The following is a 20,357-nucleotide window of genomic DNA, read 5'->3' on the forward strand; positions in this document are numbered from 1 at the left end:
CATTCGCGGGTAAACCCGCTCCCACAGGGATAGGCGTCAAGGTTCAATGGCGGCGTTCGACGATGTACCGGGCCAGCGCCCGCAGCGGCTCGGCGCTGTCGCCGAAGCCTGCAAGGGCACCCAGCGCCTGGTCGCGCAGCTCCAGGGCATAGGCCTTGGCCGCGTCCAGCCCGAGCAGCGCCGGGTAGGTCGGTTTGTCGCGGGCGATGTCGGCGCCCTGGCGTTTGCCCAGGGTGGCGGTGTCGCTCTCCACGTCGAGGATGTCGTCCTGCACCTGGAAGGCCAGGCCGATGGCCTGTGCATACGTCTGCAGGGCGTCGAGCTGGGCTTGTTCTGCGCGGGCGCTGGCCAGGGCGCCAAGGCGCACGCTGGCTTCGATCAGTGCGCCGGTCTTGTGCCGGTGCATGTACTCCAGGGCCTGCTGGTCGAGCTTGACGCCCACCGAGCCAAGGTCGATGGCCTGGCCGCCGACCATGCCGGCGGGGCCCGCGGCCTTGGCCAGGGCCTGGACCATCTGCAGGCGGATGCTGTCGGCCTGCGGGCTCAGCGCCGGGTCGAGCAGGGCGCTGAAGGCCAGGCTCTGCAGGCCGTCGCCGGCCAGGATGGCGCAGGCTTCGTCGAAGGCTTTGTGGGTGGTCGGCTGGCCGCGACGCAGGTCGTCATCGTCCATCGCCGGCAGGTCGTCATGCACCAGCGAGTAGGCGTGGATCAGCTCCACCGCGCAGGCCGCACCGTTGGCCTGTTCGGCCGGCGCACCAAGGGCCTCGCAGGCGGCGTAGGCGAGCAGCGGGCGCACGCGCTTGCCGCCGTTCATCACGCTGTAGCGCATGGCGGCGTACAGGCGTTCGAGTTCTTTGGAGGGGGCGTTGAACAGGGTTTCGAGGGCGGCGTCGACCCGTGCCTGGGCGCTGGCCTGGTAACTGGCGATCATGCCTCTGGCTCCGCGTCGAACGGCTGGGCAGCCAGCTCGCCGTCACGCTCCAGCAGGATCTGCACCTTTTGCTCGGCCTGGGCCAGGGCGCCCTGGCAGTCGCGGGTCAGGGCGATGCCTTGCTCGAAGGCGGCCAGCGACTCTTCCAGCGACAATTCGCCGTTCTCCAGGCGCTCGACCAGGGCTTGCAGGTCGGCGAGGGACTGTTCGAAATCGATGGAGGCTTTTTTGCGGGCCATGGCGACTGTCTCGGTGGTGTTCAGAACGGCGCGACACTAGCAGAGCGGGGCAGGGGGAGCAAATCAGCGAGGCTTTGGTCTTATTTTGTTGCATTTGAGTGAGTAAGGACGTCTTGCAAATCCAATTGCTTTCAGATTGTGAGGGGAATGCCCCTCTGACATAATCCGCGCGCTCTGGCCTGCGGGCTGGCGCTCCCCTTTGATGTCACGTAATGGACTACGTTGTGAGCTTCCTTTCGATCGAATTCGGCCTCTGCTTCACGCTGTTCTTCATTGTGTACTGGAGCTTGTGCTGGAGTGCGCGGCTACAGAACCTCCTGCTACTGGCGGCAAGCTATGGCCTGGTGGCCAGTTTCAGCCTGAACTCCCTGTACATCCTGCTGGGCTACAGCGCACTGGTGTACCTGCTGGGGCTGCTGGCCGGGCGTTACCCCGGGCGCAGGTTCTGCAGCGTGCTGCTGCTGACCCTGGTGCTGGGCTGCTTCTACCTGTTCAAGTACCAGGCCTTCTTCGTCGAGGGCGTGCAAGCCGCGCTGGCTGAGGCCGGGCTCGACGTGTCGCTGCCGTTGCTGGAACTGCTGGTGCCGATCGGCCTGTCGTTCTACACCTTCCATTCGGTCAGCTACCTGGTGTCGATCAACCGCCGCGAACTGGCGCCGGCCGCACCGCTGGACCTGGCCCTGTACCTGGCGTTCTTCCCGAGCCTGGTAGCCGGCCCGGTCAACCGCGCGCTGCACATGCTGCCGCAGATTCGCCCGCAGGGCCTGCGCCAGGTGCTGGAGCCGCAGCGAGCGTTGGGCTTGATCGCGCTGGCGGTGGTCAAGCTGTTCTTCCTCAGTGCCTGGCTGGGCATCGAGTGGGTCGACCCGGTGTTCGAAACCCCGGGCAGCTTCACCCCCGAGCAAGTGCTGCTGAGCGTCTATGGCTACAGCCTGCTGATCTACTTCAACTTCAGCGGCTACACCAACCTGGTCACCGGCATCGCCCTGCTGCTGGGGTTCCGCCTGCCGGAGAACTTCAACGCGCCTTATGCTGCGCACAACCTCAAGGAGTTCTGGGGCCGCTGGCACATCAGCCTGTCGCGCTTCATCCGTGACTACGTCTATATCCCGCTGGGCGGCAACCGCAAAGGCGTGTGGCGCGGCAACCTGAACATGCTGCTGGCGATGCTGGTGTCCGGGCTGTGGCATGGCGCAAGCATCAACTTCATCCTGTGGGGTGCGCTGCACGGGGTTGGCCTGGCCCTCTCCAAACTGTTCAGCCAGCTGCTGCCGGGCTTTGCGCGTATGCCGGGCGCTGGCCTGCTGGCACGGCTGATGACCTTCCACTACGTGGCCTTTGCCTGGGTCTTCTTCCGCAGCCCGACGCTGGACGGCGCCGTCGAGATGCTCGGCGACATCGCCCAGCTGAGCCTGGCCGGGCTCAACAGCGCCACTGGCCTGATGCTGCTGGCCTGCGTGTTGTACATCGCCACTTATCCACAGTGGCTGGCACTGCTGCGCAAGGGCTTTGCCGCCAGCCAGCGGCTGCCCTGGCAGCTGTATCCGGTGCCGTTGGGGATCGGCGTGTCGCTGGTGATTTTTGCATCGCAATCGGGTGTGCCGGGGTTCATCTATGCAAGCTTCTGATAGCCAACAGCTGTTTCAGGTGCAGATGGGCGCGGCCCGTGCGTTGTACGCGATCGTGGTCACCACCGCGTTGTTGTTCTGGTTGAACCAGGACTCGATCAGGCTGTACTGCCAGCAGAAGTACCACCAGAGCTGCGAGATCCCGCTGCTCGGCCAACTGTCGGCCTGGCGCTTCGGGGCGCAGCTGACGACGGCGCTGGAGCAGGGGCGAGACAGCGTTATCGAGCAGTTGCAGGAGGCGCAGCGGGTCGCAGGCCCGGTGCCCGAGGTGCTGCCCGCACCGATGCCGGTGGTCACGGTCAACCTGGAAACACCGGCGGCGCTGGCCAAACCGTTGCCGGCGGCGCCAGTGGCCAAGCCGGCGCATACCCCGCAGCCACACGTGGCCGCTGCAACGCCGCCGGCACCACCTGCCCCGGCCTTGCTGCAACCTGGAACCCTGGTTTCCCTGGCCGCCGGTGATGACGTGCTGCTGGTCGGCGATTCGCTGATGCAGGGCGTGGCCCCGCACCTGGCCAACAGCCTGCGCAAGCGCTACCAGATCCGCACGGTCAACCTCAGCAAACAGAGCACCGGCCTCGCTTACCCAGGCTTTTTCAACTGGCCGAAAACCGTGGCCGAGACCCTTGCCCACGAGCCGAACATCCGCCTGATGGTGGTGTTCCTCGGCCCGAACGACCCCTGGGACATGCCCCAGGGCAAGGGCAAGCCGTTCCTGCGCTTCAAGTCGCCGGAGTGGGAAGTGGCCTATCGTGCACGTATCGACTCGATCCTCGACCAGGCCCGTGCGCACAACGTGCAGGTGCTGTGGGTCGGGCCGCCGAACATGGAGAAGCCGCGGTTGTCCACGGCCATGGGTTATCTGAGCGGCCTGTACCAGGAGCAGACTGCGCTGTTCGGCCAGCATTATGTGTCGGCCAACCCGATCCTCGGCTATGCCGACGACGGGTTTGCCTCGACCGTGCTGACGCCCGACGGCAAGCGGGTCAAGGTACGGGTCGACGACGGCATTCATTTCACCATCACAGGCCAGAAGATGATCGCCGCACAGGTACTGTCGCTGATCAGCTTGCCGGGCCTGACCGTTACAGGACACTAAGATGCGCCAATGGCATCACCTGCTGGGCCTGGCCCTGCTGATCAGCGCCATCCCCGCGTGCAGCACCGGCGCCAACAGCGTGGCCACCCAGCCCGCCGCACGGCCGGCAGCCGCGCCCGTTGCGCGCCAGGACGGCAATGTCGGCCTGCTCGCCGGCAAGTTGCGCAGTGCCAGCCGCGCGCCGGTCGCCATTGTCCAGCTGGGCGACTCGCACACCGCCGCCGATCTGTTCAGCGGTGAGCTGCGTCGCCTGCTGCAGGCACAATATGGCGATGGCGGCATCGGCTTGGTGCCGGCCTCGTCGGTGCCGGGTATCCGCAATGACCGGGTGATCATCAAGAGCGAGGCGCGCCAGTGGCAGCTGGTGTCGGCGCGCAATCAGCAGAGCAACCAGTTCCCGCTTGGGGGGTATTTGTCGCTGCCCCAGGCCAACCGCTCCAGCGTGCTGTTGCAGGCGCGTGATGAAGACCGTCAGCGCTACAAGGTCTCGGCGCTGTACCAGTCCACCGGCAACGCCACACTGCTGGCCAACGGCGGCCAGCGCCGCCCTTTGGCCATCAGCAACGGCCAATGGCGCTTCAGCCCGGCCTTCGCCAACCTCGGCCTGCCGCTGCAACTGAGCGTCGAGGGGGGCCGAAACATCGCGTTGGGTGGCTGGTACCTGCAAGGGCAGAAGAATGCTGGCGTGATCTACTCGGCTTTAGGCATCAATGGCGCCCGCCAAGACGTGGTGGACAAGTGGCAGCCAGGGTGGCTCGACAGCCTCAAGGCCGTACGGCCGGACCTGGTGATCCTGGCCTATGGCACCAATGAGGCGTTTGACGACACGCTCGACCTGGGGCTGTACCAGTCGCAGCTGGAAACCACACTGGGCAGCCTGCGCAAGGACCTGCCGCAAGCGGCGATCCTGCTGGTCGGGCCACCGGATTCGATCAAGCGGCGCAAGGCGGGTAGTTGTGCGGCGCGCCAGCCGCAGCCGTTGGCGTCGGTGATCCGCATTCAAAAGCAACTGGCAAAGCAGCACAAGGCGCTGTTCTGGGACTGGCAGGCGTTCATGGGCGGGCCATGCTCGATTGCTGGCTGGCAGACCAATGGGCTGGCGCGGCCAGACCTGGTGCACTTGACGGCTGACGGCTATCGCAAGAGTGCGGCGGGGTTGTATGCGTTCTTGAAGGGGCCGTTGGGGTTGCGTTGATGTGAGTCAGCAGCAGCCCTCTTCGCGGCACAAGGCCGCTCCTACAGGAAATCGCGATTCCCTGTAGGAGCGGCCTTGTGTCGCGAAAGGGCCGCAAAGCGGCCCCAGGATGGCTCAGGCCGGCTCGGCCTCAAGCTCCAGCATGGCTTCGCGATAGCGCGCCAATTCCTCGATGGTCAGCACCGGCAGGTTGTACTGGCGGGCATACACCGCCACCTGCTCACCCCGGGCCATGCTGCCATCGGGGTTCATCAGTTCGCACAACACCGCCGCCGGGCGCAGGCCGGCCAGGCGCGCCAGGTCCACCGAGCCCTCAGTGTGGCCGCGGCGGGTCAGCACGCCGCCGTCGCGGGCGCGCAGCGGGAACACATGCCCAGGGCTGACGATATGCCGCTGCTGCGCGGTGGAGCGCAGCGCCGCTTCGATGGTGGTGATGCGGTCCTGCGCCGAAACGCCGGTGCTCACGCCCTCGGCCGCCTCGATGGTGACGGTGAAGCCGGTGCCGTGGCGGGCCTGGTTGTTCGGCACCATCGGCGCCAGCTGCAGGGCGTCGACGGTGGCTTCGTCCAGGCACAGGCAGACGATGCCGCTGCAGTCGCGGATCATCATGGCCATGGTCTGCAGCGAAAGGTTCTCGGCGGCGGCGACGATATCGGCTTCGTCCTCGCGGTCGTCGTCGTCGAGCAGCAGTACCGGGCGCCCGGCCTGGAAGGCGGCGATGGCGGCAGTGACGTTGGGGAATTGCTTGGAGTGCAAGGTGGACATGAAACGCTCCTCGTGAATGATCGATGAACGTCTCGGGGCGAACAAAATGCGTGCGCAGGGGCGCCCGGACGGCCCCTGCCAAACGCCTTCTTTCATCCGGACTATGACCGTCGGCTCTGGAGTCGCACCAGATCTGCTGACCCCCGGCATGGCCGGGGCGCTCGCGGGCTCATCTTTCGATTTACCGCCGGTGGGGACTTTCACCCCGCCCTGAAGACCGGGCAAGCATACAGCACTGTGCCACCCTGCTGGCAAGCGGCCGGCCTACGACCTTCGGCGGTATCATGGCGGGCAAAGGCTCAGCGGAATCGATGACATGGACACCTTGCAAGGCGCCGGCGGCAAGCCGATCAAACTGTGGACCGACGGCGTGCCGGTCGAAGACGAGGCCCGTAAACAGTTGCTCAACACGGCGCAGATGCCGTTCATCTTCAAGCACCTGGCGGTGATGCCGGACGTGCACCTGGGCAAGGGTTCGACCATCGGCAGTGTGATCCCCACGGTCGGCGCGATCATTCCGGCGGCGGTGGGGGTGGACATCGGCTGCGGCATGATCGCCGCGCGGACCTCGCTGCATGCCCGCGACCTGCCGGACAACCTGCACGGCCTGCGCACGGCCATCGAGCAGGCTGTGCCCCACGGCAAGACCTTCGGCCGCCGCGATCAGGGCGCCTGGGACAACGTGCCCAGGCAAGCCGACCAGCAGTGGCAGGGCCTGGCCGAGCGCTTCAAGGCCATCACCGACAAGTACCCAAGGCTGGAAAAAACCAACAACCGCCAGCACCTGGGCACCCTGGGTGGCGGCAACCATTTCATCGAAGTCTGCCTGGACGAGGCCGATCGGGTCTGGTTCATGCTGCACAGCGGCTCGCGCGGCGTCGGCAATGCCATCGGCAACCTGTTCATCGAGCTGGCCCAGGCCGATATGCGCCAGCACCTGGCCAATTTGCCAGACAAGGACCTGGCCTACTTCGAGGAAGGCAGCCGGCATTTCGCCGACTACGTGGAGGCGGTGGAATGGGCCCAGGACTTTGCCCGGCACAACCGCGAACTGATGATGCAGGCGGTGGTGGCGGCCACCCGCAAGGTGCTGGGCAAACCGTTCGAGGCCAGCCTCGAAGCGGTCAACTGCCACCACAACTACGTGCAGAAGGAGCAGCACTTCGGCCGCGAGGTGCTGGTGACCCGCAAAGGTGCAGTGTCGGCGCAGAAGGGCCAGCTGGGCATCATCCCGGGGTCCATGGGCGCCAAGAGCTTCATTGTGCGCGGCCTGGGTAATGAGGAGTCGTTCTGCTCCTGCAGCCATGGCGCCGGCCGGGCGATGAGCCGGACCAGGGCCAAGAGCCGCTTCACCGTCGACGACCAGCGGCGCGCCACGGCCCATGTGGAGTGCCGCAAGGACAAGGACGTGATCGACGAGATCCCCATGGCCTACAAGGATATCGATGCGGTGATGCTGGCTCAGCGCGAGCTGGTCGAGGTGGTGCATACCCTGCGTCAGGTGGTGTGTGTGAAAGGCTGAAGTTGCGATGAGCAACTGCACGGATGGCAGCGCTATCTACCGCAGGCGTCGCCTGAACGGGTTTTACCTTGTTGGCTCGCTCACTCCCGGGCCGCCAACAGGAACGACCAGCATGTCCCAGCTCCATAGCTTCACCGCCGAAGACGTTGTAACCGCCTTCGAAACCCTTGAACCCCTTCTGTTCAGCCGTAAACGACGTACTGACGCCCTAGGCAACCCGGCGCCGAGAATGCTGGTGGTGGCCGGCGCCGAAGGCTCGGGCAAGACCTATCTGCTCAACCACTCGCTGCTGGCGAGCAAGCGTTATGACGACTACGTCAGTCTTTACGACCCGGCGTATCGCAAGTTGCATCCACAGTACGAGCAGATGAAGGCCCACGGTGGCCGGCATGTCTACGCCCACACCGAGCAGTTCATCTGGCAGTTGGGCGGCAAGCTCTTCGAACATGCGCTGGCCAACCACTACGACATCATCATGGAGACCGCGCTGGACGACGCAGCCTTCGCCGATGTACCGGCCTTGGCGCAGCAGGCGGGTTACCAGCTGGAGTTGCACCTGATCGCCTGCCAGAAGGAGTTCGGTCACTGGAATACCCTGGAGCGCGGCGTGAAGAGCGTGGCCGAGGACCTGCTCGAACGCTTCGTTTCACTGAGCAAGATCGAGGCGTCGCAAGCCAATGCCATGAAGATCATCGATGCCTTCGAGGCCGCCTGCCTGGTGACTCCCGGCTCGCAGATCAGCCTGTATCAGCGCGGTATGGAAACCCACCGGGACAGCAAGCTGCTGTGCCACAGCATCTGCTCGCCTGCGCTGCACCTGGTGCCGCAAGCGGCAAAGGCCGGTGAAGCGTATTTTCAGCCGCCCCATATCAATGGGCTGTTCGAGATACGCCGTACTTCCCTGGATCAGGTGCCCAGTACCTACCCACAGTTCTTCCAACTGGTGCACTCCGGCATGATCGATGACCAGGTGCGCGGCAACATGCTCAAGGCGTGTTGTGCAACCTTGGGCAAGGCGCAGGCGTTGAGCGAGCGGATCCCGGCGGAGGTGTTCCGTGAGCTGTCTCTGTACGTGCTCAAGTACTTGCATCCCTGAGCGTTGCCTAATAGCCCGATGGGCGCGCGCAAGACGCACCGCAGAAGCCCGGGCGATGCTACGTGGTGATGTATAGGAAACGTGCAGGCATTAAAAAGCCGGCTTGTGGCCGGCTTCTCGGGGACGATCTTGGCTCATTTTTGATAAGCCGCAATCGCCTTAAACGGTTGGCAACATGGCCTTGAAAAGATGGCTGACGGCTGTGTGAGGCGTCGCCAGGCCCTCTGCAATGCGGCTTGCACCATCAGGGGGCGTGATGTGGCGCGTAGCATACTAGGGCTCATCGGGGATGCCCAGCAAAAAGTGGTGCCAAGTGTTTCAGCATGGCCGCGCCGGGCGCAGGCACGACCACCAGAAGACCCAGCCCAGTATCTGCAGCTTCTGCGCCCTGCGTTGTGCTGCGGTGTAGCGCTCGACAGGATGGTTGAGGCGGTCGTGGCTGTGCAGGCACACCGTGCCATTGCTGCCCTGGGTGAGCCGATGCACGCGCAGTTTGCCGTTGTGCAGCAGCGCGAAGTACTCGCCCTCGATCACCTGGATGAGGCTGGAGTCGATGGCCAGGAGCGTGCCCAGGGGCAACAGCGGCGCCATGTTGCTGGCCGGCATGCCGATACAGAAGGCGTTGTGTGCGGCAACCCCCACACTGTCGAGGGCCTGGCGAGGGATCGGCTGGAACAGCCCAGGCGTGGCACTCAGGCTGCCCTGCTGCACCTGGTGCAAGGGCAGTTGCACGCTTGGCGTGCCCAGGGCCAGCAGCGGCGCCGGGGCTTGCGTGGGGGCAACGGCAGGGCGGGCAGGGGCGAGAGGGTCGGGATGTTTGGGGCCTTCGCCGCTGCGTAGCCAGCGCGTGTACACACAGAACAGGCCGGCAATTTCGTCGAGACGGGCCTGCGGCACGCCACGCTTGAACCAATTGTTGATGTGCTGGGGCGTGACATTGCGTTGGGCGGCAAAGTCGGAAGGGGTCAGGTTGCACTCCTGCAGGAGGGCTTTGAGGCGGTCACCGGATGAGTTCATGGGGGCGAGTCTATCGCCCTGCTTACTGTGTGGAAATGAACCCGATGTGGAGGCGAACTGTGGGAATCATCCTGGTTTGCAGGCAATTGCCTAGGGGCGAGTAGGAATTTTCCAGCGCCCATAAAAAAGCCCTGCCGAGGCAGGGCTTTCTTCAAGCGTCAGCTTCAGCCCTTGTAGGCAGCAACCGACTTGGTGATCGCGGCGCGGGCGGCGTCGGCGCCTTCCCAGCCTTCGATCTTGACCCACTTGCCCTTCTCCAGATCCTTGTAGTTGGCGAAGAAGTGCTCGATCTGCTGGATCAGCAGGGCTGGCAGGTCGGTGTATTCCTTCACGTCAACGTACAGCTGCGACAGCTTGTCGTGCGGGACGGCGATGACCTTGGCGTCGCCGCCGCCGTCGTCGGTCATGTTCAGCACGCCGACCGGGCGGGCGCGGATGACCGAACCTGGGGCAACCGGGTACGGGGTGACAACCAGCACGTCCAGCGGATCACCGTCGTCAGCCAGGGTGTTGGGGATGAAACCGTAGTTGGCCGGGTAGAACATCGGGGTGGCCATGAAGCGGTCGACGAACAGGGTGTCGCTGTCCTTGTCGATTTCGTACTTGATCGGCGCGTGGTTGGCCGGGATCTCGATAGCGACGTAGATGTCGTTCGGCAGGTCTTTGCCAGCCGGGATCTTGCTGTAGCTCATTGGGCTATGCCCCCGTGTTTGATCAAAAAAGTGGCGCGATTATAGGCACATTCCGCCATGCATGCCACGCCCGGCCTGATGTGCGGGGCGGTCAGGCGTGGCCTTCGCGGTAGGCCGGGTGCTCGGCCTGCAAGCGTGCCAGACGGGCCAGCGGGTCCTGGCGGTAGAACAGCGACAGCTGGTGGTAGACCTTTGGATAAGCCGCGTGCAGCAAGTCGGGGGCGCTGAAGAAGTACTCGCTGGCCACGGCGAAGAACTCCGCCGGGTTCTCTGCGGCATAAGGATCGATGGCGGTCTCGGCATCGGGGTTGGCGTCGAGCTGGCGGTTCAGGTCGTCGTAGGCGTGCTGCATGGCGTTGGCCCAGTCTTCGACTTGCATGCCGCTGTGCAGCGGCGGCAGGCCATTGGCATCGCCATTGAGCATGTCGAGCTTGTGTGCCAGTTCGTGGATCACCAGGTTGTAGGCTTCCCAGCCGCCGCTGGCCAGCACCCCGGGCCAGGCCAGGATCACCGGGCCCTGCTGCCAGGCTTCGCCGCTGTGCTCGGCGTCCCACACATGTTCCACGCCGCTGCTGTCGCGGTGGCGCTGGGGGCTGACGAAGTCGTCGGGGTAGAGGATGAGCTCATGGAACCCTTGGTACCAGTTCAGCTCGCCCAGGTGCAGCAGGGGCAGTTGGGCCTGGGCAGCGAGGAACAGACGTTGCGCATCATCCAGCTCGACCCCGGGCAGGGCGGTCAGGTGCTTGTCGTGCAGGAACAGCACGCAGGCCTCGCGCAGCCAGCGGTCTTCGTCGTCGCTGATGCCATCGAGCATCGGCAGGCGCTCGCGGATGGCCTGCCACAGTTGTGCATCGACCGGGTAGCGGGCCAGGGTGCGCCGGCGGCGCCAGGCGCTGAACGACCACATTCGCGTCAGTGGGCCTTGGCGGTGCGGCCCAGGCGGCCGCGCAGCAGGCCGAGGATCATCGGCACCAGCGACAGGACAATGATGGCCACTACCATCAGCGAAAGGTGCTGCTTGATGAACGGCACATTGCCGAAGAAGTAGCCCAGCGTGACCAGGCCACCCACCCACAGCAGCGAGCCGGTGATGCTGAATGCCAGGAAGCGCGGGTAGTGCATGTGGGCGATGCCGGCCACGAACGGTGCGAAGGTGCGCAGGATCGGCAGGAAGCGGGCGAGGGTGACGGTCTTGCCGCCATGGCGGGCATAGAAGTCGTGGGTACGCTGCAAATAATCCTGGCGGAAGATCTTCGATTTGGGGTTGCTGAACAGCCGTTCGCCCGCCGTGCGCCCGATCACATAGTTGGTGCTGTCGCCGAGAATGGCCGCCGCCATCAGCAGGCCGGCCAGCAGCACCGGGTCCATGCCGCCGCCTGCGGCCACGGCACCGGCGATGAACAGCAGCGAATCACCCGGCAGGAATGGCATCACCACCAGGCCGGTTTCACAGAAGATCACGGCAAACAGGATGGCGTAGATCCAGGGGCCGTAGTTGGTCACCAGCAGATCGAGGTAGGCATCGAGATGCAGGATGAGGTCCAGCGGGTTGAAATCCATGTACAGCACCTGTGTTCTTGACCCGCTTCTACGGGCGCGCGATGACGGACAGTGTCTTGGGCGTGGGCAGATTCACCTGGGGAAGGTAACTTTTCACACGTGACTGGACGGGGATTATACGGTTAAGTCGGGATCCTGCCCGGACAGTTTGTAGCGGCGGGTTACGACGACACGCATAACCTGTGGGAACGGCTTTAGCCGCGAAGCAGGCGACGCGATGTATGGCACCGGCTGTGCCGGCGTTCGCGGCTGAAGCCGCTCCCACAGGGCCCTGCCACATCAATTAGATCTGTGCAGTGCTGTGAGAGCAGCCTCGAGCAGTATGTGCGTTCAATCCTGGGTGATCGGCAGGATGTAGTTCTCGAACTCGGTGTCCTTGCGAAAGCCCATGGATTCGTAAGTTTTGCGCGCTACTTCATTGTCGCTGCTGGTGGACACGCGCATGCGCACCGCGTTCGATTCCTTGGCCATTTTCTTGGCTTCACGCATCAGGTGGTCGGCCACCAGCATGCGCCGGGAGTCTTCGGCGACGTAGATGTCGTTGAGGATCCACACACGTTTGAGCGACAGCGACGAGAAGCTCGGGTAGAGCTGGCAGAAACCCAGCAACTTGCTGTCGTCGTCAACGGGCAGGGCGAGGTAGATGATCGATTCGCCGCGCTTGAGGCGCTTTTCCAGGAAGCTGCGGGAGCTGTCCGGGTAAGGCAGCTGGCCATAGAACTCACGGTACTTCACAAACAACGGCGTGAGCAGGTCGAGGTGCTCCAGGGTAGCCTTGATGATTCGCATGTGCGGGCCTCAGTGTCCATTGGGGGATACGGCGGATTGCCAGCAGTCAACTGCATGCTGCCTAAAGCAGCCTACAAGTGCAATCCGCCTTCCGTGACATGTTTTTTACCCTTCTCCGAGTAGGAAGTTTCCGTTTTTTTTGCCCGAATGGTCACTTTCGATGCTGTGAACCTCGGCTTCGTCCTTGAGATTCACCCCTGAAAGTTGACGCTTGCAGGCTTCGCGCATCAGGTACAGCAGGCGATGGGCGGCCATGCCGTAGCTCAGGCCCTCCAGGCGCACGTTGGAAATACAGTTGCGGTAGGCATCGGTCAGGCCGACCTTGGGCGCATAGGTGAAGTACAGCCCGAGGCTGTCGGGCGAGCTCAAGCCCGGGCGCTCGCCGATCAGCATCACGGTCATCCGCGCCTTGAGCAGCTCGCCCACTTCATCGGCCACCGCCACCCGGCCCTGTTCCACCAGCACCACGGGGGCGCTGGTCCAGCCGTCGGCGGCGGCCTGCTCCTCGAAGCGGCTGAGGAAGGGCAGGGTGTGGCGGTGCACCGCCAGTGCCGACAGGCCGTCGGCGACGACGATGGCCAGGTCGACGCCGCCAGCGTTGGCTTGGGCGTGTTCGCGCAGCAGTTGCGCCGAATCCTCATGCAGGCGTCGGCCCAAGTCAGGGCGTTGAAGGTATTGATGACGGTCGCTGGCGGCGCTGTGCAGCAGCAGGCTGTCGCGGCCACGATCACTGAGCTGCTGGCGCAGGCCAACATGGTCGAAGGGCAGGTGCACGGCATCGCGCGCCTGGGCGTGGGCGTACTGGAAGTCCAGCTGGGCACCGGTCGGCAGGCTGATGCCGGTGCGGCCCAGGGCGATGCGCGCCGGGGTGAGGGTGCGCAGGGCCAGCCAGGGGTTTTGCTCGGTAGGGGTGTGTCGGTCCATGGGCGCTCCTAGGCCAGCTGCGCGAGCGCGTGGCGGAAGGCCGGCGGCAGGTTGTCGCCGAAGCGGACACGGCCATCGGCCTGGGTGAAGATGCCGGTGCGTTCCAGCCACGCTTCGAATTCCGGCCCGGGCTTCAGGCCCAGGGTTTGCCGCGCATACAGCGCATCGTGGAACGAGGTGGTCTGGTAGTTGAGCATGATGTCGTCGGAGCCGGGGATGCCCATGATGAAGTTGATCCCGGCCACGCCCAGCAGGGTGAGCAGGGTGTCCATGTCGTCCTGGTCGGCTTCGGCGTGGTTGGTGTAGCAGATGTCGCAGCCCATCGGCACGCCCAGCAGCTTGCCGCAGAAGTGGTCCTCGAGGCCGGCGCGGATGATCTGCTTGCCGTTGTAGAGGTATTCCGGGCCGATGAAACCGACCACGGTGTTGACCAGGAACGGTTTGAAATGGCGGGCCACGGCATAGGCGCGGGTTTCGCAGGTTTGCTGGTCGACGCCGTGGTGGGCATTGGCCGACAGGGCGCTGCCCTGGCCGGTTTCGAAGTACATCAGGTTCTGCCCGAGGGTGCCGCGCTTGAGCGACAGCCCCGCCTCGTAACCCTCCTGCAGCACGTTGAGGTTGATGCCGAAGCCGGCATTCGCAGCCTCGGTGCCGGCGATCGACTGGAACACCAGGTCCAGTGGCACGCCGCGGTTGATCGCCTCGATGCTGGTGGTGACGTGGGTCAGCACGCAGGACTGGGTGGGGATCTGGTAACGCTGGATGATGTTGTCGAGCATCACCAGCAAATCGCAGATCGAGGCGATGCTGTCGGTGGCCGGGTTGATGCCGATCATGGCATCGCCATTGCCGTACAGCAGGCCGTCGAGAATGCTGGCGGCGATACCGGCGGGTTCGTCGGTGGGGTGGTTGGGTTGCAGCCGCGTGGACAAGCGCCCGCGCAGGCCCATGGTGCCGCGGAAGGCGGTGACCACGCGGATCTTCTGCGCCACCAGCACCAGGTCCTGCACACGCATGATCTTCGACACCGCCGCGGCCATTTCCGGCGTCAGGCCGGGGGCCAGGGCGCGCAGGCTGTGCTCGTCGGCCTGTTCGCTGAGCAGCCAGTCGCGCAGGCCGCCGACGGTCAGGTGGCTGACCGGGGCGAAGGCCTTGTCGTCGTGGCTGTCGATGATCAGCCGGGTGACTTCATCGTCTTCGTAGGGGATCAGCGCTTCGCTGAGGAAGTGCTTGAGCGGGATATTGGCCAGGGCCATCTGCGCGGCGACCCGTTCGCCATCGTTGCTGGCAGCCACCCCGGCCAGGTAGTCGCCCGAGCGTGCCGGGCTGGCCTTGGCCATGACCTCTTTGAGGCTGTCGAAACGGTAGAGCTGGTGGCCCACCGTGTGTACGAAACTTGCCATACAGAATCTCCAGAGCGCCGCAGGGCAGGCCTGCGGCGCGGGTCGACGATCAGTGCAGGGCCTCTTCGGCCTTCTGGATCGCGGCGAATTCCTCTTCCGGCGTACCGGCCACCAGGTGGTGGCGGCTGTAGAACGCAAAGTAGGCGATCAATACCGCATAGATCACCGCGGCGCCAATCACCACACGCGGGTCGACCAGGAAGCCGGCGACCACGGCGATACAGGCCAGCACCAGGGCCACGCCCGAGGTGAGGATGCCACCGGGGGTGCGATACGGGCGCTCCATTTTCGGGCGACGGATACGCAGGGTGATGTGCGCGGCCATCATCAGCACATAGGACAGCGTAGCGCCGAATACCGCCACCAGGATCAGCAGGTCGCCCTGGCCGGTGAGCGACAGGGCGAAGCCGATGATCCCGGGGATCACCAGGGCCAGTACCGGGGCCTTGCTCTTGTTGGTCTCGGACAATTTGCGCGGCAGGTAGCCGGCGCGGGACAGGGCGAAGATCTGCCGCGAATAGGCGTAGATGATCGAGAAGAAGCTGGCAATCAGGCCGGCCAGGCCGACCAGGTTGACGAAGCCGCCCATCCAGGTGGAGCCGCCGTAAGCCTTCGACAGTGCCTCGACCAGCGGGTTGCCCGAGGCCTTGAGGGCATCGGCGCCCGCTCCGCCGGGGCCGACCACCAGGATCAGCAGGGCGAAGGCCAGCAGCACCAGCATGGCGCCGATCAGGCCGCGCGGCAGGTCGCGTTTCGGGTTCTTGGTTTCTTCGGCGGCCAGGGGCACGCCTTCGACGGCGAGGAAGAACCAGATCGCATAAGGGATCGCCGCCCACACGCCGACATAGCCGAACGGCAGGAAGCTGCTGGCACCGACTGCGTCGGTCTTGGCGATGTCGAACAGGTTGGCTGCATCGAAATGGGGCACCATGCCGATCAGGAACACCGCCAGGGCGATGGCGGCGACGGCAGTGATGATGAACATCAGCTTCAGCGCCTCACCCACCCCGAAGATGTGGATGCCGATGAAGACGATGTAGAAGGCCAGGTAGATCATCCAGCCGCCGATACCGAACAACGACTGGCAGTAGGCACCGATGAACACGGCGATGGCCGCGGGGGCGATGGCGTATTCGATGAGGATCGCCGTGCCGGTGAGGAAGCCGCCCCAGGGCCCGAACGCGCTGCGGGCAAAGCCGTAGCCGCCGCCGGCGGTGGGGATCATCGAGGACAGCTCGGCCAGCGAGAAGCACATGCACAGGTACATGGTGGCCATCAGCAAGGTGGCGAGGAACATGCCGCCCCAGCCGCCCTGGGCCAGGCCGAAGTTCCAGCCGGCGTAGTCGCCGGAAATCACGTAGGCCACGCCCAGGCCGACCAGCAGCACCCAGCCGGCGGCACCTTTTTTCAGTTCACGTTGCTGGAAATACTCGGAATTGACCTTTTCGAAGTCGACGGAGGAGCTTGCCGGCGCGCCGGCGGAATGATCGCTTGGCATGGATTCACCTGTTTTTCTTCTTGGTGGCCGGAAGGGTTCCGGGCCGATGGTGATAGGTACTGCAGGAAGCGAGCCAGAGCGGTTGCTGCACGGCAACCGCGTCTGGTTTAAAAATGGTGCTGGCGTCTTCGCGGGTGAACCCGCTCCCACAGGGATTGCGCGTACCTGTGGGAGCGGGTTTACCCGCGAAGGGCGCGACGCGGTTCTAGAAGAAGCCCAGCGGGTTGATGTCGTAGCTCACCAGCAGGTTCTTGGTCTGCTGGTAGTGGTCGAGCATCATCTTGTGGGTTTCACGGCCGACGCCGGACTTTTTGTAGCCACCGAATGCGGCATGCGCCGGGTACAGGTGGTAGCAGTTGGTCCACACACGGCCGGCCTTGATGCCGCGGCCCATGCGGTAGGCGCGGTTGATGTCGCGGGTCCACACGCCGGCGCCGAGGCCGAACTCGGTGTCGTTGGCAATCGCCAGGGCTTCGGCTTCGTCCTTGAAGGTGGTCACGCTGACCACCGGGCCGAAGATTTCCTCCTGGAACACGCGCATCTTGTTGTTGCCCTTGAGCAGGGTCGGCTGGATGTAGTAGCCGGTGGCCAGCGAACCTTCGAGTTGCTCCACCTTGCCGCCGGTCAGCAGCTCGGCGCCTTCTTCCTGGGCGATCTTCAGGTAGGACTGGATCTTGTCGAACTGCTGCTGCGAGGCCTGGGCGCCGACCATGGTGTCGGTGTCCAGCGGGTCGCCGCGCTTGATCTGCAGCACCTTCTTCATCACCACTTCCATGAACTGCGGGTAGATCGACTCCTGCACCAGCGCCCGCGACGGGCAGGTGCACACTTCGCCCTGGTTGAAGAACGCCAGCACCATGCCTTCGGCGGCCTTGTCGATGAAGCTCGGCTCGGCCTGCATGATGTCTTCGAAGTACACGTTCGGCGACTTGCCACCCAGTTCGACGGTGGACGGGATGATGTTCTCGGCCGCGCACTTCATGATGTGCGAGCCGACCGGAGTGGAGCCGGTGAAGGCGATCTTGGCGATGCGCTTGCTGGTGGCCAGCGCTTCACCGGCCTCGCGGCCATAACCCTGCACCACATTGAGCACGCCTTTGGGCAGCAGGTCGCCGATCAGCTCCAGCAGCACGGTGATGCCCAGCGGGGTCTGTTCGGCGGGCTTGAGCACCACGCAGTTGCCGGCGGCCAGGGCCGGGGCGAGCTTCCAGGCGGCCATCAGCAGCGGGAAGTTCCACGGGATGATCTGCCCGACCACCCCCAGCGGTTCGTGGATGTGGTAGGCCACGGTGTTTTCGTTGATCTCGGCGGCGCCGCCTTCCTGGGCGCGGATGCAGCCGGCGAAGTAGCGGAAGTGGTCGACGGCCAGGGGGATGTCGGCGTTGAGGGTTTCGCGGATCGGCTTGCCGTTGTCCCAGGTTTCGGTGATGGCCAGCAGTTCGAGGTTCTGCTCGATGCGGTCGGCGATTTTCAGCAGGACGTTGGAGCGGTCCTGTACCGAGGTGCGGCCCCAGGCATCGGCGGCGGCGTGGGCGGCGTCGAGGGCCTTGTCGATGTCTTCGGCAGTGGAACGAGGAAACTCGGCGATCGGCTGGCCGTTCACCGGCGAGGTGTTGGTGAAGTACTCACCCTTTACCGGAGGAACGAACTCACCACCGATGTAGTTGCCGTAGCGGGTCTTGAAGCTGACCTTGGCGCCCTCGGTACCGGGATGTGCGTAACGCATGGTGTGTCTCCTGGTCTTTGTGATTGTTGCGGAGTTACCAAGCGTAGAGCAAAGGTCGGGCCAGTGCCGGAGGGCCCTTGTGGATCAATGACTTGGGTCATTTTTCAAGAAGGGCCGGTACGGCCCTGTATCAGCACTGGCACGGGGCGCGTGACACTTTGTACCGTTAATGGCACAGCCGGTGACTCGGTGGTCAGCCAGCATTGCAAAGCGCTCGTGCCTGGAGGATGCTGGCGCAACGCTCTATCTGCGGAGAACAACAACAAATGCAGAGCAACCCGTTCAGCCGCCACGCCCAGCAAGTGCTGACCGTCGCCCACGGCCAGGCCAGCGGGCCGGGCAGCGACCCCTCCATCGCCCGCTCCTGGCTGCGCTGCCTGGAGGACTACCACCTCGACCCCGCGCGCGCCCAGGCCCCGGTAGTGCTCGAACACGGCCGCCTGCTGGAGAGCCGCGAGCGCCTGCAGCAGGTGCTGCAGATCGCCGACAACGAGATGAACAGCCTGCACCAGCAGTTGTCGGGCAGCGGGCATGCAGTGCTGCTCACCGATGCCCGCGGGGTGATCCTCAACTGTGTGACCGCGCCCGGCGAGCGGCGCAGCTTCGAGCGTGCCGGGCTGTGGCTGGGTGCCGACTGGAGCGAAGCGCGCGAGGGCACCAATGGCATCGGCACCTGCCTGGTCGAGCGCCAGGCCCTGACCATCCACCAGGACGAACACTTCCGTGGCCGTCACACCGGCCTGACCTGCTCGGCCAGCCCGGTGTTCGACCCTCATGGCGAGCTGCTGGCGGTGCTTGACGTGTCGTCGGCGCGGCCGGATGTGTCGCGCCAGAGCCAGTTCCACACCATGGCGCTGGTCAACCTGTCGGCGAAGATGATCGAGAGCTGCTACTTCCTGCGCCACTTCGAGCAGCACTGGCTGCTGCGTTTCCACCTGCAGGCCGAGTCGGTCGGCTTGTTCAGCGAGGGCTTGCTGGCGTTCGACGGCGACGGGCGGATCTGTGCGGCCAACCAGAGCGCGCTGAACCTGCTGGGCAGCATTCGCGGTGGTGTGCTGGGCAAGCCGGTTGATCGGTTCTTTGCCTGCAGCCATGACGAGCTGTTCAGCCGCGCCACGGCGCAAGGCAGCACGGCGTGGCCCCTGCATACCCGCGATGGCCGGCAGGTGTTCGCCAGCCTGCGCGGTCAGGCACGTACGCCGGTGTGGTCGGTGCCGGCGGCATTGCCCCAGGCACGCCAGGCGGCCGAGCCAGGCATCTGCCTGCTCGACCCTGCGTTGCAGCATGATTTTCGCCGGGCCGTGCGGGTCTTCGAGCGCGATGTGCCTCTGCTGCTGCGCGGTGAGACCGGTTGCGGCAAGGAGGCGTTCGCCCAGGCGGTGCACCAGGCCAGTGCCCGCCGGCACAAGCCCTTCGTGGCGATCAACTGTGCGTCGATCCCGGAGAGCCTGATCGAGAGCGAGCTGTTCGGCTATCGCGGCGGCAGCTTTACCGGCGCGCGCAAGGAAGGCATGCGCGGCAAGCTGTTGCAGGCCGATGGCGGCACCCTGTTGCTGGACGAGATCGGCGACATGCCGCTGGCGCTGCAGACCCGGTTGCTGCGGGTGCTGGAGGAACGTCAGGTGGTGCCGATTGGTGGCGAACCGCAAGCTGTGGATGTGCGCATCATCAGCGCCACCCACCGCGATTTGCTTGAGCGGGTGGAGCAGGGGGGCTTTCGGGAAGACCTCTATTACCGCCTCAATGGCCTGGAGGTGGCGTTGCCGGCGCTGCGCGAGCGCAGTGACAAGGGCCAGTTGCTGGACTTTCTGCTGCGTCAGGAGGCCGAAGGGCAGCCGATCGCACTGGAGGTTGCGGCGCGCCGGGCGCTGCTCGATTTCGCCTGGCCGGGTAACGTGCGGCAGATGCGTAACGTGCTGCGCACCTTGGTGGCCTTGTGCGAGCAGGCCCTTATCGAGTTCTCTGATCTCCCCGCAATCATCCGCAGCGCCTCGGTCCCTGTAGGAGCGGCCTTGTGCCGCGAAAGGGCCGCAGAGCGGCCCCAGGGTCTTCAAGGCGATGCCGATTCCGCTGGGGCTGCGTCGCAGCCCATTCGCGGCACAAGGCCGCTCCTGCATGCCGAGCGCGAGGCCCTGCTCGAAGTCCTGGAGGCCAACCGCTGGCACATGACCCATGTCGCCGAGCATCTGGGGATCAGCCGCAACACCCTGTATCGGAAACTGCGCAAACACGGCATCGCCAGGGCCGGCCGAGCGAAACAGCGGGTGCGATTT

The 20,357-nt window shown here is 64.8% G+C and carries 17 protein-coding genes, 1 pseudogene and 1 riboswitch; of the genes and pseudogenes, 6 read left to right on the forward strand and 12 right to left on the reverse strand.

Annotated features, from left to right (window positions below; genetic code table 11):
• Nucleotides 1–43: 43 nt before the first annotated feature.
• Both ispA and L6D77_RS13450 read right to left on the reverse strand, forming a co-directional pair.
• Entirely contained in the window at nucleotides 44–931 is an 888-nt protein-coding gene (gene ispA / locus L6D77_RS13445) for a (2E,6E)-farnesyl diphosphate synthase (RefSeq protein WP_232882658.1), read from the reverse strand.
• Complete coding sequence (locus L6D77_RS13450; RefSeq protein WP_011531978.1) at nucleotides 928–1,170, reverse strand: exodeoxyribonuclease VII small subunit; 243 nt, start codon at nucleotides 1,168–1,170, stop codon at nucleotides 928–930. The genes ispA and L6D77_RS13450 overlap by 4 nt, the downstream gene beginning before the upstream one ends.
• Nucleotides 1,171–1,394: 224 nt before the next feature.
• Here L6D77_RS13450 and L6D77_RS13455 point away from each other — a divergent pair, with 224 nt between their 5' ends.
• From L6D77_RS13455 to L6D77_RS13465, 3 genes are read left to right on the forward strand one after another with little or no spacing between them, the layout of a single operon-like run.
• Complete coding sequence (locus tag L6D77_RS13455) at nucleotides 1,395–2,798, forward strand: MBOAT family O-acyltransferase (protein ID WP_232882659.1); 1,404 nt, start codon at nucleotides 1,395–1,397, stop codon at nucleotides 2,796–2,798.
• Nucleotides 2,785–3,897, forward strand: coding sequence for an SGNH/GDSL hydrolase family protein (locus tag L6D77_RS13460; protein WP_232882660.1), 1,113 nt, complete (start codon nucleotides 2,785–2,787; stop codon nucleotides 3,895–3,897). Before L6D77_RS13455 ends, L6D77_RS13460 begins: the two co-directional genes overlap by 14 nt.
• A 1-nt stretch (nucleotide 3,898) precedes the next feature.
• A complete protein-coding gene (locus L6D77_RS13465; RefSeq protein ID WP_232882661.1) occupies nucleotides 3,899–5,092 on the forward strand; it encodes an SGNH/GDSL hydrolase family protein in 1,194 nt (397 codons plus the stop codon).
• Between the two features lie 114 nt (nucleotides 5,093–5,206).
• Here the strand turns inward: L6D77_RS13465 and ribB are convergent, their stop codons facing one another.
• Nucleotides 5,207–5,857, reverse strand: a complete 651-nt coding sequence (ribB, locus tag L6D77_RS13470; protein ID WP_232882662.1) for a 3,4-dihydroxy-2-butanone-4-phosphate synthase — start codon at nucleotides 5,855–5,857, stop codon at nucleotides 5,207–5,209.
• A gap of 80 nt (nucleotides 5,858–5,937) precedes the next feature.
• Nucleotides 5,938–6,079, reverse strand: a riboswitch (FMN riboswitch).
• Nucleotides 6,080–6,164: 85 nt separating this feature from the next.
• On the opposite strand from ribB, the gene L6D77_RS13475 reads away from it, so the two are divergent.
• Nucleotides 6,165–7,379, forward strand: coding sequence for an RtcB family protein (locus tag L6D77_RS13475; protein ID WP_232882737.1), 1,215 nt, complete (start codon nucleotides 6,165–6,167; stop codon nucleotides 7,377–7,379).
• A 112-nt stretch (nucleotides 7,380–7,491) separates the two neighbouring features.
• Entirely contained in the window at nucleotides 7,492–8,475 is a 984-nt protein-coding gene (locus L6D77_RS13480; protein WP_232882663.1) for a zeta toxin family protein, read from the forward strand.
• Nucleotides 8,476–8,793: 318 nt separating this feature from the next.
• Here the strand turns inward: L6D77_RS13480 and L6D77_RS13485 are convergent, their stop codons facing one another.
• The 9 genes from L6D77_RS13485 to exaC all read right to left on the reverse strand — a co-directional run bounded on the left by L6D77_RS13485 (nucleotide 8,794) and on the right by exaC (nucleotide 18,084).
• Nucleotides 8,794–9,492, reverse strand: coding sequence for a LexA family transcriptional regulator (locus tag L6D77_RS13485; RefSeq protein ID WP_232882664.1), 699 nt, complete (start codon nucleotides 9,490–9,492; stop codon nucleotides 8,794–8,796).
• A gap of 164 nt (nucleotides 9,493–9,656) precedes the next feature.
• The gene (gene ppa / locus L6D77_RS13490; RefSeq protein ID WP_003255365.1) at nucleotides 9,657–10,184 is read right to left on the reverse strand and encodes an inorganic diphosphatase; all 528 of its coding nucleotides are present in this window, start codon (nucleotides 10,182–10,184) and stop codon (nucleotides 9,657–9,659) included.
• 91 nt (nucleotides 10,185–10,275) lie between these two features.
• Nucleotides 10,276–11,091 (reverse strand): M90 family metallopeptidase, encoded by an 816-nt coding sequence (locus L6D77_RS13495; protein ID WP_232882665.1) that lies wholly within the window; start codon nucleotides 11,089–11,091, stop codon nucleotides 10,276–10,278.
• Nucleotides 11,092–11,096: 5 nt separating this feature from the next.
• The gene (locus L6D77_RS13500) at nucleotides 11,097–11,744 is read right to left on the reverse strand and encodes a DedA family protein (protein ID WP_232882666.1); all 648 of its coding nucleotides are present in this window, start codon (nucleotides 11,742–11,744) and stop codon (nucleotides 11,097–11,099) included.
• Between the two features lie 330 nt (nucleotides 11,745–12,074).
• A complete protein-coding gene (locus L6D77_RS13505; protein WP_153787707.1) occupies nucleotides 12,075–12,533 on the reverse strand; it encodes a GNAT family N-acetyltransferase in 459 nt (152 codons plus the stop codon).
• 105 nt (nucleotides 12,534–12,638) lie between these two features.
• Nucleotides 12,639–13,457, reverse strand: coding sequence for an ethanolamine ammonia-lyase subunit EutC (gene eutC / locus L6D77_RS13510; protein ID WP_232882667.1), 819 nt, complete (start codon nucleotides 13,455–13,457; stop codon nucleotides 12,639–12,641).
• Between the two features lie 8 nt (nucleotides 13,458–13,465).
• Nucleotides 13,466–14,860 carry an ethanolamine ammonia-lyase subunit EutB gene (locus tag L6D77_RS13515; protein ID WP_232882668.1) on the reverse strand — a complete coding sequence of 465 codons (1,395 nt, stop codon included), beginning with the start codon at nucleotides 14,858–14,860 and terminating at the stop codon, nucleotides 13,466–13,468.
• A gap of 49 nt (nucleotides 14,861–14,909) precedes the next feature.
• On the reverse strand, nucleotides 14,910–16,358 hold the full coding sequence (gene eat / locus L6D77_RS13520; RefSeq protein ID WP_232882669.1) for an ethanolamine permease: 1,449 nt from the start codon (nucleotides 16,356–16,358) through the stop codon (nucleotides 14,910–14,912).
• A 205-nt stretch (nucleotides 16,359–16,563) separates the two neighbouring features.
• Nucleotides 16,564–18,084, reverse strand: a complete 1,521-nt coding sequence (exaC, locus tag L6D77_RS13525) for an acetaldehyde dehydrogenase ExaC (protein ID WP_232882670.1) — start codon at nucleotides 18,082–18,084, stop codon at nucleotides 16,564–16,566.
• 266 nt (nucleotides 18,085–18,350) lie between these two features.
• On the opposite strand from exaC, the pseudogene L6D77_RS13530 reads away from it, so the two are divergent.
• Nucleotides 18,351–20,327: pseudogene (locus L6D77_RS13530) on the forward strand (sigma-54-dependent Fis family transcriptional regulator); the annotation flags it as partial.
• Nucleotides 20,328–20,357 lie beyond the last annotated feature (30 nt).

Origin of the sequence: Pseudomonas parasichuanensis, assembly GCF_021601385.1 — a bacterium.
Classification (GTDB): Bacteria; Pseudomonadota; Gammaproteobacteria; order Pseudomonadales; family Pseudomonadaceae; genus Aquipseudomonas; species Aquipseudomonas parasichuanensis.